Here is a 13,471-nt window from a genome sequence, read left to right as displayed (position 1 = left end):
CGTCTGCCGCACAGGCAGGAAATTTCACTTCCCTGCCTTCGGGAACAAATTCTCGTCGGCCGGGCGCGGCCAAGCGCATTTCCGTTGCGGTAGAAAGGTTTAGGTCATGGTGACGACTTGCCTTATGCACGGCGAGCGGTGTGTCGCCCGCTGCGCGGGCGACACTGTTTCTTCCACCAGAGAGGATCTTTTAAGTTCGTTCGAACACCTATGGATAGATCTTCTTGGCAAGGTCCATCATCGGACCATATTCATCCAGCTCGCGGGTGCCGAGCAGCTTTGCGCCGGCGAAACGTTTCGATTCCGGGTCTAGCTGATCCTGCACGCCCTTGATCACCGGCAGCATCCAGGCTTTCGCGTAGGTGACCTGCGATTCCATGTCGAGGAAGTGGTTGATGAAGAGTCTGGCCGCGTTCGGATGCGGCGCGTTCTTCATGATCGCGAAATGGATCGAGACATAGGGCACGCCTTCCTCCGGCACGACCACCTTGATCGGCAGCCCCTGCAAATCGTTGGCGAAGGCGAACATCTGCGGGATATAGATCGGGTATTCGCCACGGGCGACGCGGCGGGCGTCATTGCGCAGATCGCGGCTGAAGACCGGCTTGTTTTCGGCGAGTTTCTCGTTGAATTCCTGGCCATAGGTCTTCTGGAAGACCACGAACATGGTGCCGCCGGAGCCGAGCGGACGCATGTCGTCGGAAAGGATCTTGCCTTTCCACTTCGGATCGGCAAGGTCCTTCCAGCTCTTCGGTTCGTCTTCCGACTTCACGAGGCCGGTATTCACCAGAATGCCATAGGCCTGCAGGAAGCCCGGCACGTGGTCGTCGGTGACTTCTTTCCTCATGTCGTCGCGGATATTGGCGACGTTCGGGATATTGCCGAGCTGTTCGACGGCAATGCCCTGAGCTTTGCCCGTTTCGATCGAATTCGCCGAATGCATCTGGATGTCGGCTATATAGCGGCCGGCCGTCTGTTCGGAGCGCAGGCGTTCCGTCAGCTCGCTGGCGCGGACGTCCAGCGACTCGACCTTGATGCCGTATTTCTCCTGAAAGGACTCGATGACGGCGACGAAATTCGGCGCGCCGAGCTGCGAGTTGTAGACTGTGACCGTTCCTTCTTTCTTGGCGGCTTCCACCACCTTGTCCCACTCTGCATCCTGCGCGAGCGCAGGTGCTGCAAGCGCCGCGCCGAGCGCGAATACGGCCAAGTGCCGGATAAACGACATTCTTTCCTCCCTGGAATGCTTGCCTTGATGAATGTTCAGATCTCTACGACCACGTAATCCTCGTCGATGGAGACCGGAAAGGTTTCGGCCTGATAGGGACCTTCCACGAGGGCTCCGCCGCTCGCGACGGAGACGTCGAAGCTTTTCACGCGGGTGCGCGCCGGGTCGCACCAGGATTTGCCGGTGCGGATGTCGAATTCCCAGCCGTGCCAGGGGCAGCGAACGAGTTCGCCGTGCCGCGTCATGCGGTACTTTCCCGGTTCGTCGGATTCCGCCAGCCCCACCATCTGGCCGCGGCAGAGGTCGGCGCCCTCATGCGGGCAACGGTTGGCGATGGCGAAGAACTCGCCCTTGACGTTGAAGAGGGCGATGTCGCGACCTGCGACCTTCACCAGTTTCGATTTGCCGATATCGAGTTCATCGACCTTGGCGACGACGTGACGAGCCATTCTCAGTTCAATCCATAGAAGTTGACAGCGTTTCCGGCGAAGATCGCCGCTTTTTCGGCCGCGGTGAGCGGCACCTTGAAGGCATAACGGGGATCGTCGAAATCCCAGTGCGGATAGTCGGTCGAGAACATCAGCCGGTCGGTACCGATCCAGTTCAACGTGTCGGCGAGATTTCTCGCCGGGTTCGGCTCCTCCATCGGCTGGGTGGTGAACCAGATGTTCTTCTTGAGATATTCCGACGGCGGTCGTTTCACATGCGGAACCTCGTCACGCATCGCGGCCCAAGCCTTGTCCATGCGCCAGCCATAAGCCGGCACCCAGGAGAAGCCGCCTTCGACAAAGGAGACCTTCAGATCCGGGAACTGCTCGAAGACGCCTTCGAAGATCAGGCTGGCGATGATCGCCTGCATGGTCTGCACCTGGCTGTGGTGCTCCTCGATATAATAAGAAGGCCAGCCGGCGCCGGTCGCCTGATGGCCGCCGATGCCGCCGACATGCATGGAGATCGGCAGGCCGTGGCTGAGTGCTGCCTCGAAGATCGGCCAGTGACGGCGCTTGCCGAGCGGTTCGATGGAGCGCGGCGGCAGGAGGATTTGTAGAAAACGCTTGTCGGAAGCTCGGCGGTTGATTTCGGCCACCGCATTCGCGGGGTCTTCCTGGGTGGCGATGATCGAGCCGCGCAGGCGGGATTCCGGTTCCAGGAATTTGCCGACCTGCCAGTCGTTGATGGCCGTGGCGATCGCGGCTGCGAAATCGGGATGGCGCTGGCCGCTGGCGTTGAAGCGCAGCGGCACGAGCACGCCAATGTCGATGCCGAGACCGTCGAGATGCTGCTCGCGCAGGAAGGGCAGGTCCGAGCCCGGCGGTCCGCCGGCCGGCGGCCAGGAATCGACGCGGGAGACTTCCGGCACCATGCGCGGATGGGAGAGCGTCTCGGCCAGCCCCTGCCGGGTGTGCCCGCCATAGGTGGCCAGATGATCCCGCCAGCGCTGCGAAAGGTATGGATGCATTTCGGCCGGCGTCTTCATCGACGGATGGATGTCGCAGTCGATCAGACTGTATTTGGCCTTTGCCTCGACCGGGCGTTCGAGTGTCAGCGCCTCTGTCATTTCGAGACCTCCTTTCCGAAACCCGCGGCGATCCGCGGATAGGTGGCGAGCGGGTTGTCGATCATGATCTTGCGGGCGAGCGTTTCCCCAAGGGCTGCGGGCAGTGCGTTCAGTCCTTCGAACTGCGCGTGCGGATAGTCGGTCGAGAAGAGGAGGATGTCGTCGCAGTCGATATGGGCCAGCGTTCGAGCGAGAGCGTCGGTCTCCGGCGGCGCTTCGACCGGCTGCAGCGTGAAGCGCACGTGCCGCTTGACGATGTCGCTCGGCTGTTCGGTCACCCAAGGCGTTTCGGCACGGACGCCGCGCCAGGTCTTGTCGGCCCGCCAGAAGAAGGAGGGAAGCCAGGTGAAGCCGCTCTCGGCGAACACCACCTTGAGCTCCGGTATTTTGTGGAAGACGCCTTCGGCGACCAGGCTGAGCAACTGGCTCTCGAAGATCGAACCCTGCGCCACATAGGCTTCGACGAAATAGCTCGGCCAGCCGGTCGCGGTCGGCGCATGGCGGTTGCTGCCGCCGGCATGGATGCAGATGGGCAGCTTGTTGCGGGCAGCCGCCTCGTAGATCGGCCAATAGCGGCGGCGGCCGAGCGGCTCGTCGTTCTGCGCGAGGATCAGCACCTGCACGAAACGGTTGTCGGCGGCGCGCCTCTCGATCTCGGCGACGGCAAGCTCGGCATTCTGGGCGGAGACGACGATCGATCCCCGCAGGCGCGGCTCCATGTCGAGCCATTCCCGTGCCAGCCATTCGTTGACCGCGCCGCAAAGGGCTGCGGCCATATCGTCGGAATGCATGACCATCGAGCCGTGCAGGACGTTGCAGATCGCAAGCCGCGTGCCGAAGGGATCGAGCGCCTGGGCGCGGACCGTTTCCAGCGTGTCGCCGGCAAAACCGCTCTTCGCTTTCCAATCCGAGCGCACATTGATCGGAGCGCGGACCGGCGAGGCGGTCATCGCCAGGCTCAGCCGGTCGACGCCGCGCATGACAAAAGTCTCGCGCCAGTAATCATCGAGGTAGGGGAGCAGCGTCGCCGTCGCCGGCGAGGCCGGATGCAGGTCGCAGTCTATGCCGCCGACCGTCGAAAATCCCGGTTCCTTGCCTAACGATCTGATCATTTCATTCATGCGGGGGCGCTCCGGGTCAGGGCAGGCGGTAGACGGCTTTTGCGTTTTCGCGAAAGATCTGCGCGCGTTCGGTCGGCGACAGCGGCACCTTGAAGGCGTAGCGCGGATCGTCGAAATCCCAATGAGGATAATCGGTCGAGAACATCAGCCGGTCGGTGCCGACCCAGCGCAGCGTGTCGAGCAGGTGGCGGTTGTTCTCCGGCTCCTCGATCGGCTGCGTGGTGAACCACACGTTCTCGCGGATATATTCCGATGGCGGCCGTTTCACATGCGGTACCTCGGAACGCATCCGTTCCCACTGTTTGTCGAGCCGCCACATCAGCGGTGCGGCCCAGGCAAAACCGCCTTCGACGACGACAAGCTTCAGCTTCGGGAAGCGCTCGAAAACGCCTTCGAAAACCATGCTCGTCACGACGCTCTGCAGGCTGTGCGAGAAGGCGTAGTGTTCCTCGATATAAAAATTCAGCCAGCCGGCGCCGCTGTTGGTGTGCTGGCCATAGGCGGCGGAGTGCATGCCGATCGGCAGGCCGTGGTGCTCGGCCGCTTCGTAGATCGGCCAGTAGCGCCGCCTTCCAGCCGGTTCGATCGTGCGCGGCGGAATGGCGATCTGCACGAAACGCTTGTCGCCGATGCGCGCTTCGATTTCGGCGAGTGCAGCGGGCACATCCTCCTGAGTAACGGAAATCGATCCCTTAAGACGCGGCTCGGGATCCATCCACTTGTCGATCTGCCAGTCATTGATGGCGACGCACATGGCCGCGCCGAGTTCCTGGTTCAACGTCGAGGAACCGGCCGCGAGCGGCTGCAGGATGCCATATTCGATGTCCAGCGGGTCAAGAAGCTGTTCCTGCAGATAGGCGAGGTCGGAGGCGGGCGGCCCACCGTTCGGCGGCCAGGCGTCGCGGCGCATGCCGTTGCCGGGCGTCATGCGCGGATAGGGAAGGGTGCCGACGACCGGGTTGGCACTGCGCTGGCCATAATCCGTAAGATGGTCGCGCCAGCGCGCGGGCAGGAATTTCGCAAGTTCGCCCGGCGTGCCGAAAGCCGGATGGATGTCGCAATCGACGATCCCGAGCTTGGCCTCTGCTTTGGTGTCCTTTTCCAGAACGGCTTGATTCATGACTTAGCCCTCCAGTCGCGGATAGGTGGCGAGCGCGTTCTCCCGGACCAGCCGGTCGATCAGATGTTCCGGGAAACCTGCAGGAATGGCGGCATCGCCCTCGAACTGTGCGTGCGGATAGTCGGTGGAGAAGAGCAGCATGTCGTCGGCATCGAGATGCTCTATGATGCGCTCCAGCTCCTTCGGGTCGCGCGGCGCATCGAAGGGTTGCGTGGTCAGGCGGATCTGGCGGCGGATCAGCGATGCAGGGGGCTCCTTGACCCATGGCACCTCGATGCGGGCGCCGCGCCAATCCTTGCTCATCCGCCACATCTGACCGGGCAGCCACGAGACGCCGGATTCGATCAGCACGATCTTCATGCCGGGGAACTTGCCGAGCACCCCTTCGGCGACGAAACTGCCGACCTGGGCGGCAAAGCCCTGGATCTGATGGACGTAATCCTCCGCCAGATAGGAGAGGAACCCGCTCTGGCTCGGCGCGTGGCGATAGGCGCTGCCGGCATGCACGCCGAGCGTGAAGCCGTGGCGCTGCGCGGCCTCGTAGACCGGCCAGTAGAGGCGGCGGCCGAGCGGCATTTCGCCCATGCAAAGCGCCAGAACCTGCACGAAGCGCTTGTCGTCGGCAAACCGCTCGATCTCCTCGACGGCGGCTTCCGGGTTCTGCATCGGCAGCACGAGCGAGGCTCGCAAGCGCGGATCCCGGTCCAGCCATTCCGCCTTCAGCCACTCATTGGTGGCGCGGCAAATCGCCGTCGCGAGATAGGGATCGTAGATCGCGTGAACGCCGGTGACGCAGTTCAGGATCGCGTATTTGAGACCGAACGGATCGAGCAGGTTCTTGCGCAGCTTCTCGACGCCCTTTCCTTCCGCCGCCTTCCAGTCCTCGCGGAAGAAGGGCCTGCTGCGGGTCGGGAAATTGGTGAGTTCCAGCCGATCGACGTCGCGGGAGACCACAATCTCCTGCCAATAGTCGTCGAAATAGGGCATCAAATCCGCACGTTGTGGCGCATCGGGGTGAACGTCACAATCAATCGCGCCCAATTGCGAAAGCACCGGGTTCCGCTGCATCACAGCAGTATCCACCGCGCAAACCTCCCTGTCTGTTCTGCCGCCGCTTCTTCAACGGCAGGCAAAAGCCTCACTCCCGAGCGGCGCCATCAGGGTGGCTGCCGCTCATCGCATCCGTGATGCGTTTCCTCGATTTGGGAGGGTAAGGGGCGGTCGGGCGAGTGAGAATACTCTTTTTCGTCCGAGCGGCTTTCGCAAAACGAGAAAGCTGAATGGCCTTTGCTTTTGCTCCTAGAGCAAAGATGCCGTGTCGCGGGCCGATCTGTCGCCGCTTACCAGCGAGGCATGCATATGGACCTTCAACCAATCCATCACCGCCCGGACGCTGGGCTTGCGGGCCTGAGTCTGGGGGATCAGCGCTTTCAGCCAGAGCTCCGCTACCGGATAATCCGGCATGAGTTCGATCAGCCTGCCGGTGCGGATCGATTCCTCGGCGACGTAGCTTGCTACCATGGCGATGCCGCGGCCGCGCAAAGCCAGGTCGTGCAGTATCTGCGTATCGTTGGCGCTAAAGGCGGAGCGTACCTCCACGTCGATCGGCCCGCCTGGACTCAGGAAAGACCAGGTCGAGCCCGTCGCGTGAAATGTGAGGCAGATGTGGTTGACGAGATCGCGGGGATGTTTCGGGATGCCGCGGCTTTCGAGATAGGACGGGGCGGCGCAGAGCTTCCGCGGATACGGACAGAGCGGCTCGTCGATGACATTGGAATAGGAGGCCGGAAGCGCCCCAAGCGCGATGTCATATCCCTCTTCCGCCGGGTTGACGGATCGGTCGACCAGCGCGAGGTCCATGGTGACGTTGGGGTTTTCCTGCTGGAAATCGCTGAGGATGCGAGCGAGGAAAGCGATCGTCACGGTGGTCGGCGCCTTGATCCGCAGATGCCCCTCGATGCGCTGGGCAACCGCGGCGGCGCCGCTGATCGCATCGTCTATCTCCTTCACCAATGACTGGTAGCGCGGCAGGTAACGCTCGCCAACCTCCGTCAGGATGAGCTGGCGGGTCGAACGGACGAAGAGCTTCACCCGCATTTCGTCCTCCAGGCGGCTGATGCGTTTCGTCACCACGGACGGCGCGACACCGAGATGGCGCCCGGCCGCCGAAAAGCTGCCGGACCGGGCGACAGCCAGGAACGTGCGGATATTGATGAGCGTATCCAATGCTTTAAGTCTCCCAAGCCGCCCGATAAGGCGGTCCTCCGTTGAAAACCTAGCACGATTCATCTTTCTATTTTCGAGAAAAGTGAATGTAAAAAAATGGTGCTTTTCCACTGCAAGGGAAAAGGTCAATCTAGCACTGGAGGAAATTCCGGTGCCCTGCGCCGCCGTTCTGCTGGCGGAAGACAGGTCGTGGATCGGAATCCGGAACCAGGGAGTTTCAGTTGGCGGAGGCCGATCTTGCCCGAACGGAAGGCTTCTCGTGCCGTATGGTACGGCACGTATCAGGGAGCTTGTCATGCAAGTGCGTCAGATCGCTGCGGCCCCGGCCGATAAGCGGCAGAGACTGAATGAGGACGCACATCCCGCCGGGGTTCTCCGAGCCAGGCGGAAGTGACGGCGCCGTGCGGGAAAGCGGCGTCGTGAAGTGGAGAAGGACATAGCGGCGGGGTAGCCGCAGACAGTTTCAGCGTCGATGCCGGAATTCGCCATCGCGCTCCATCGTCGGTTCTATGGAGGAGAGATACGTGACGAGAACGACATTCATGACTTTGGCCATTCGGAATTGGTCGCGCCGGTTTTTTCTGACGGCCGCGGGCAGCATCGCCATTGCGGCGGTGGCAGGTCTGCCGGCCCAGGCGCAGGACGCCGAATGGCAGAAAGTGATCGAAGCGGGCAAGAAGGAGGGCACGCTCGTCCTCTATACCGCCCTTGTGGGCCAGCCGAGCACCAAGGCGATCGCCGAGGCCTTCACCAAGGAATACGGCATCGACGTCGAGATTCTCGAAGCGCGTGCCAGCGAAATCCGCGAGCGTGTCCGCGTCGAGCAGGCGGCCGGGCGTTTCGCTGCCGATGTCATGTTCACCAGCGAAGGGCAGACCATGCTCTACGACAAGGAGGACAAATCGGTCGATCCGCTGCCGGTGACGCCGAATTCTCAGAAGATCAACGACAGGTTCAAGCTCAAGGTGCCGATGGCGTCGGTCATGACCATTCCCTATGGCATCATGATCAATACCGGCCTCGTCAAGCCGGAGGACGAACCGAAGAGCTGGAAGGATCTCGCCGATCCGAAATGGCGGGGCAAGATCCTTTCCGACGATCCGCGCGCGATCGGCGCCGGCTATCTTTGGTTCTTCTCGACCTATACCAAGATCGGCGAAGACTATGTGAAGAAGGTCGCCGAGCAGAAACTGGTCTTCACCCGCGACCAGCGTGAATCGCAGCGCCGTACGGCGCGCGGCGAATATTCCATCTACACACCGGTCATCATGACCGACTTCTCGGATCTGAAGGGCTTGCCGGTCAAGTTCATCATTCCGGAAGAAGGCGTGCCCTACGTGCTCTACGGCAACGTGCTGCTCAAGAAGGCACCGCATCCGAACGCGGCGAAGCTTTACCTTGACTTCATGCAGGGACCGGTCGTGCAGAGGATCTACGCAAGTCTTGGCTATGGCCCCGTGCTTGACGGTATGACCGAAGGCCTGCCGGCCGACGTCAAGGCGATTTCGGAAGCCAAGCTCTATGGCACGACGGACACGACCCGCCAGAACGAGATGCTCGCGAAGTCGAAGGACATCTTCAAGTGACATTGCGGCGTCTCCGCCGGATGCGATCCGGCGGAGACGCTTTCCCATGACATGACATCGGAGCAGCGAGGATCCCTATGACGATTATCCATAATCGCTCCCTGGACGATATCAACGACACCGCGCCGGTTCTCGGCGGCAATGCCATCACGCGCGCTTTTTCGGGCGGCTCCCTGACGCGCCTGATCGGCATGCTGGTGCTGATCTTAATCCTCGGCTTCCTGACGATCTATCCTCTCTCCATGCTGCTTTACGGCAGCCTGCATTCGACGCCTCCCGGAATGGCCGGCGAGTTCAACCTTAACGGCTATCGCTCGATCATGACGACCCAGAACCTCATCGTTCTGGCCAACACGGTCGGCATTTCGCTCGCGAAGACCATTCCGTCGCTGACGATCGCGGTATTTCTCGCCTGGGTCGTCGCGCGCACAGACACGCCGTTCCGCGGGACGCTGGAAGTGCTGATCACGCTGCCCTTCTTCATCCCGCCGATCCTGACCGCGATGGCCTGGGGCATGCTCGCCAATCCGCAGGTCGGCGTCATCAACATGGTATGGCGCTGGCTCACCGGCGCGCAGGACCCCCTCATCAACATCTATTCCTATGGCGGGGTCATCTGGCACATGTGCCAGTATTCGATCCCGTTCCTTTTCCTGTTCATGGTCGACGCCTTCCGGGCGATGGACCCGTCGCTCGAGGAATCGAGCCGCATGTGCGGCGCCTCGCGGCTCACGACATTCCGCAAGATCACGCTGCTCCTGATGCTGCCGGTGCTGACCAGTTCCTTCATGCTGAGCTTCATCAAGGGCATCGAGACCTTCGAGTCGGCGCTGTTCTTCGGCCTGCCGGCCGGCATCAAGGTGATCACCACGGATATCTACGAGGCGATCAACCACCGCGCGACGCCGGATTACCAGTACGCGACGTCGCTTTCCTTCGCGATCATGGGGCTGATGTTCCTGCTGGTCATCGCGCAATGGGCGATCCTGCGCGGCAAGAGTTTCCAGACGGTCACCGGCAAGGGGTTCCGTCCGAACGTGATGGAGCTCGGCCCCTGGCGGTGGGTGACCTTCGCGATCTGCATCCTTTTCTTCTTCGTCACCGTCGTCCTGCCGGTCGGCCAGCTTCTGCTCGGCTCCTTCTTCCGGTTCTTCGGGTTCTACACCTACGACATGCTGACGCTGGAGCATTACAGGGCGGTCTTCTCGAATTCCGAGTTCTGGCGGGCCGTGCGCAACACGATGATGCTCGGCCTGCTCGGTGCGACCGCGACCATGGCGCTCGGCGCCGTGGTGGCCTATATCTCGGTGCGTACCAAGTGGCGGGGCCGCAGCCTGATCGACGGCATGGCCTGGCTCCCCTGGATGATGCCGGGCATGGTTCTCGGCGTCGGCTTCCTCTGGGCTTTTGCCATGCTGCCGGGGCCGATCCCGATCTACGGCACCATCTGGGCGCTGCTGCTTGCCTATATCGCGCTCGGAACCCCGGTCGCGGTGCGCGTGATGACGGGCTCCTACCACCAGCTTTCCTACGATCTGGAGGAATGCTCCCGTGTTCACGGTGCAAGCTGGCTGCAGACCCTTTGGCGCATTCTCGTGGCGCTTGCCTGGCCCGCTTTCGCCGTCGGCTGGGTGCTCACCTTCTTCGGCATCATGCGCGAACTCTCCGCATCGATCCTGCTCTATTCGGTCGGTTCGGAGACCTTGGCCGTCGTGCTCCTGAAGCTCTGGGCGAACGGCAATGCCGAACAGGTGAGCGTCATCGGTCTGATGATGATGTTGCTCGTCATCCTGTTCCGCTGGGTGCAGCTTCGGTTCATCAAGGCCCGCATCAGCAAGCTTTGAACCCGACCCGGCGGCTGCGGCTGCCGGCAACAATCGATATTCAGTCAGCGGATTTCGAAATCCGCGCTCGGCAAGGAAGAGAAATATGGCTTCGGTAACGCTCGAAAACGTGACCCGCATGTATGGCGCGATCACGGCCGTGGATCACGTGAACCTGAAGATCAAGAGCGGCGAATTCGTCACGCTGCTCGGGCCGTCGGGTTGCGGCAAGACGACGACGCTGCGCATGGTGGCGGGGCTCGAAAAGAACACCGGCGGGCGCATCTCGATCGGAGACAATGTGGTCTCGGATGCGGACAAAGGCTATTTCGTGCCCTCCGAACGGCGGCGCCTCGGGATGGTCTTCCAGTCCTATGCGATCTGGCCGCATATGACGGTCTTCGACAACGTCGCCTACCCCTTGCGAATCCGCCGCCGTCCGGACAAGGAAATTCAGGACCGGGTGATGAATGCGCTGCGCCTGGTCGAGATGGAGCAATATGCGGAACGTCCGTCGCCGGCGCTTTCGGGCGGCCAGCAGCAGCGCGTCGCGATCGCCCGCGCGCTCGTCTTCGAACCTGAGGTGCTGCTTCTCGACGAGCCGCTTTCCAACCTCGACGCGCGGCTGCGCACCCAGATGGGTGACGATTTCCGCGCGCTTCAGCAACGGCTGAAGATCACCGCGCTCTACGTGACCCACGATCAGTCGGAAGCCATGGCGCTCTCCGATCGGGTCGTCGTCATGCACGGGGGCAAGATCCTGCAGGTGGGCGCGCCGGAAGACATCTACCGCCGGCCGGAAAACCGGCAGGTGGCCGCCTTCTTCGGCACGCCGAACCTGCTCGACGCGAAGGTCAGGGATTGTCGCCCGAACGGCGGCCAGTACTACAAGCTGGATGTCGAAGGGCAGGGCTGGTCCGGCGAATGTCATGCAGCGACCGAAATGCCGAAGGGCGCGGATGTCACCGTCATGGTGCGGCCGGAAAACCTGCAGATCCGGGAGACCGGCGAGGCGAACGGCGGGCTTTCCTGGTCGGGCGAGATTTCCCAGGCGATCTTCCGCGGTCCGCATCGCTCGATCATGGTCAAGACCCCGGCCCAGACGCTGCATGTGGAAACGCCCTCGCTGGCGGATGTCGGCATCGGCCGGCCGGTGACGGTCGCGGCACCTTCGGACGCGGCCTGGGCGGTCCGTAATTAGGAACCTCCATCCCGTCGTGTGTACACGTCCATTATGGATTGGCGCTGGTTGCAAGGAAATTATGGCCTTCATCCATTTCTAATTGGATGTCGATTGGTTTATGTATACATAGATGTTCTCGATGAATTGCTCCGGGCGACGGTGGACTTGCGCCCAGGACCACAGGCACAATCGAGTGAGGAGGAGAAATGCTCAAGAATCTGACCCAGATCCTGAAAGAGAAGGGCAATACCGTCGAGATGCTGCGCAATTCGCGCATCGGCATGTACATCTATCCGGTCGTCGCCCCGGAATTTTCCAACTGGCGCACCGAACAGGTCGCGTGGCGCCAGTCTGCCGTTCTCTTCGATCAGTCGCACCACATGGACGAACTGATCGTCGAAGGTCCGGATGCGGCGAAATTCCTCGAAAGCCTGGCGATCAACAGCTTTGCCAATTTCGGCGTCGATCGCGCCAAGCACTATGTTCCGGTCACGCCGGCCGGCCATGTCATCGGCGACATGATCATCTTCCGTGAAACGGAAGAGAAGTTCGTGCTCGTCGGTCGTGCGCCGACCGCCAACTGGCTGCGCTACAACGCCTCGCTCGGTAAGCACAATGTCAAGCTCACCCATGACCCGCGGTCTCCGTCGCGTCCGGACGGCAAGCTCGTCACCCGCGTTCATTACCGCTTCCAGATCCAGGGGCCGGATGCGCCGAAGATCTTCGAGAAGATGAACGGCGGCCCGATCCCGGACATCAAGTTCTTCCATGTCGACTGGATCAATGTCGGCGGCAAGAGGGTCCAGGCACTGCGCCACGGCATGGCCGGCGCCCCGGGTCTCGAAATATGGGGTCCCTATGCCGAGAAGGACGAGGTGCGCGACATCATCGTCAAGGCCGCCAAGGACGCGGGCGTCGAGCTCTATCTCGTCGGTGCGCGCGCCTATTCCACCAATACGCTGGAATCGGGCTGGATTCCGTCGCCGCTGCCGGCCATCTATACCGGCGAGGAGCTCAAGGGCTATCGCGACTGGCTGACGGAAGACAGTTATGAAGCGACCGGATCGATCGGCGGCAGCCTCGTCTCCGACAATATCGAGGACTATTACGTCAACCCGTACGAGCTGGGTTACGGCATCTACATCAAGTTCGACCACGACTTCGTCGGCCGTGCCGCTCTCGAGGCGATGAAGGGCAAGCCGCAACGCAAGAAGGTCACCTTCGAGTGGAATGCCGAGGACGTGATGAAGGTCATCGCCTCGAACTTCGTGCCGGGCGGTGAGGCCTACAAGTGGATCGACCTGCCGCAGCCGAACTATGCCTCGTCCAGCGCCGACCGGATCATGCATGGCGACAAGGTCGTCGGCATGTCGATGTTCAACGGCTACAGCTACAACGAGCGTTGCATGCTGTCGCTCGGCGTCGTCGATCCGGATATCCAGGAAGGCGATGTGCTGACGCTCATCTGGGGCGAACCGAACGGCGGTACCGACAAGACCTCGATCGAAAAGGGGCACAAGCAGGCGGAAATCCGCGTCCGCGTTTCGCCGACGCCCTATGCCCGCGAAGCCCGCGAGAACTACGCCGAAAGCTGGCGCACCAAAAAGGTCTAACTGCCTCCCAAGG

Annotated in this window: 11 protein-coding genes; 4 read left to right on the top strand and 7 right to left on the bottom strand. The window is 61.8% G+C overall.

Annotated elements, in window-relative coordinates:
- Nucleotides 1–208 precede the first annotated feature (208 nt).
- From ACMGE0_RS04205 to ACMGE0_RS04175, 7 genes are all read right to left on the bottom strand, one after another.
- Nucleotides 209–1,228 carry an ABC transporter substrate-binding protein gene (locus ACMGE0_RS04205; protein WP_436814619.1) on the bottom strand — a complete coding sequence of 340 codons (1,020 nt, stop codon included), beginning with the start codon at nucleotides 1,226–1,228 and terminating at the stop codon, nucleotides 209–211.
- A gap of 35 nt (nucleotides 1,229–1,263) precedes the next feature.
- The gene (locus ACMGE0_RS04200) at nucleotides 1,264–1,677 is read right to left on the bottom strand and encodes a Rieske (2Fe-2S) protein (RefSeq protein ID WP_436814618.1); all 414 of its coding nucleotides are present in this window, start codon (nucleotides 1,675–1,677) and stop codon (nucleotides 1,264–1,266) included.
- Between the two features lie 2 nt (nucleotides 1,678–1,679).
- Entirely contained in the window at nucleotides 1,680–2,786 is a 1,107-nt protein-coding gene (locus ACMGE0_RS04195; protein WP_436814617.1) for an amidohydrolase family protein, read from the bottom strand.
- Nucleotides 2,783–3,907: an amidohydrolase family protein gene (locus ACMGE0_RS04190; RefSeq protein ID WP_436814616.1), complete on the bottom strand. Its 1,125-nt coding sequence runs from the start codon at nucleotides 3,905–3,907 to the stop codon at nucleotides 2,783–2,785. The genes ACMGE0_RS04195 and ACMGE0_RS04190 overlap by 4 nt, the downstream gene beginning before the upstream one ends.
- A 16-nt stretch (nucleotides 3,908–3,923) precedes the next feature.
- Complete coding sequence (locus tag ACMGE0_RS04185; protein WP_436814615.1) at nucleotides 3,924–5,027, bottom strand: amidohydrolase family protein; 1,104 nt, start codon at nucleotides 5,025–5,027, stop codon at nucleotides 3,924–3,926.
- A 3-nt stretch (nucleotides 5,028–5,030) separates the two neighbouring features.
- The gene (locus tag ACMGE0_RS04180; protein WP_436814614.1) at nucleotides 5,031–6,110 is read right to left on the bottom strand and encodes an amidohydrolase family protein; all 1,080 of its coding nucleotides are present in this window, start codon (nucleotides 6,108–6,110) and stop codon (nucleotides 5,031–5,033) included.
- A 216-nt stretch (nucleotides 6,111–6,326) separates the two neighbouring features.
- The gene (locus ACMGE0_RS04175) at nucleotides 6,327–7,253 is read right to left on the bottom strand and encodes a LysR family transcriptional regulator (RefSeq protein ID WP_436814613.1); all 927 of its coding nucleotides are present in this window, start codon (nucleotides 7,251–7,253) and stop codon (nucleotides 6,327–6,329) included.
- 524 nt (nucleotides 7,254–7,777) lie between these two features.
- Between ACMGE0_RS04175 and ACMGE0_RS04170 the strand changes: the two genes are divergently transcribed.
- The 4 genes from ACMGE0_RS04170 to ligM all read left to right on the top strand — a co-directional run bounded on the left by ACMGE0_RS04170 (nucleotide 7,778) and on the right by ligM (nucleotide 13,458).
- On the top strand, nucleotides 7,778–8,839 hold the full coding sequence (locus tag ACMGE0_RS04170) for an ABC transporter substrate-binding protein (RefSeq protein ID WP_436814612.1): 1,062 nt from the start codon (nucleotides 7,778–7,780) through the stop codon (nucleotides 8,837–8,839).
- Between the two features lie 77 nt (nucleotides 8,840–8,916).
- Nucleotides 8,917–10,683: an ABC transporter permease gene (locus ACMGE0_RS04165; RefSeq protein WP_436814611.1), complete on the top strand. Its 1,767-nt coding sequence runs from the start codon at nucleotides 8,917–8,919 to the stop codon at nucleotides 10,681–10,683.
- Nucleotides 10,684–10,768: 85 nt separating this feature from the next.
- Nucleotides 10,769–11,863: an ABC transporter ATP-binding protein gene (locus ACMGE0_RS04160; RefSeq protein WP_436814610.1), complete on the top strand. Its 1,095-nt coding sequence runs from the start codon at nucleotides 10,769–10,771 to the stop codon at nucleotides 11,861–11,863.
- Nucleotides 11,864–12,051: 188 nt separating this feature from the next.
- Nucleotides 12,052–13,458, top strand: a complete 1,407-nt coding sequence (gene ligM, locus ACMGE0_RS04155; protein ID WP_436814609.1) for a vanillate/3-O-methylgallate O-demethylase — start codon at nucleotides 12,052–12,054, stop codon at nucleotides 13,456–13,458.
- Nucleotides 13,459–13,471: the final 13 nt, after the last annotated feature.

The organism is Neorhizobium descurainiae, from assembly GCF_051400715.1.
Lineage (GTDB): Bacteria > Pseudomonadota > Alphaproteobacteria > Rhizobiales > Rhizobiaceae > Neorhizobium.
This window is presented reverse-complemented; position numbering and strand designations above follow the sequence as displayed.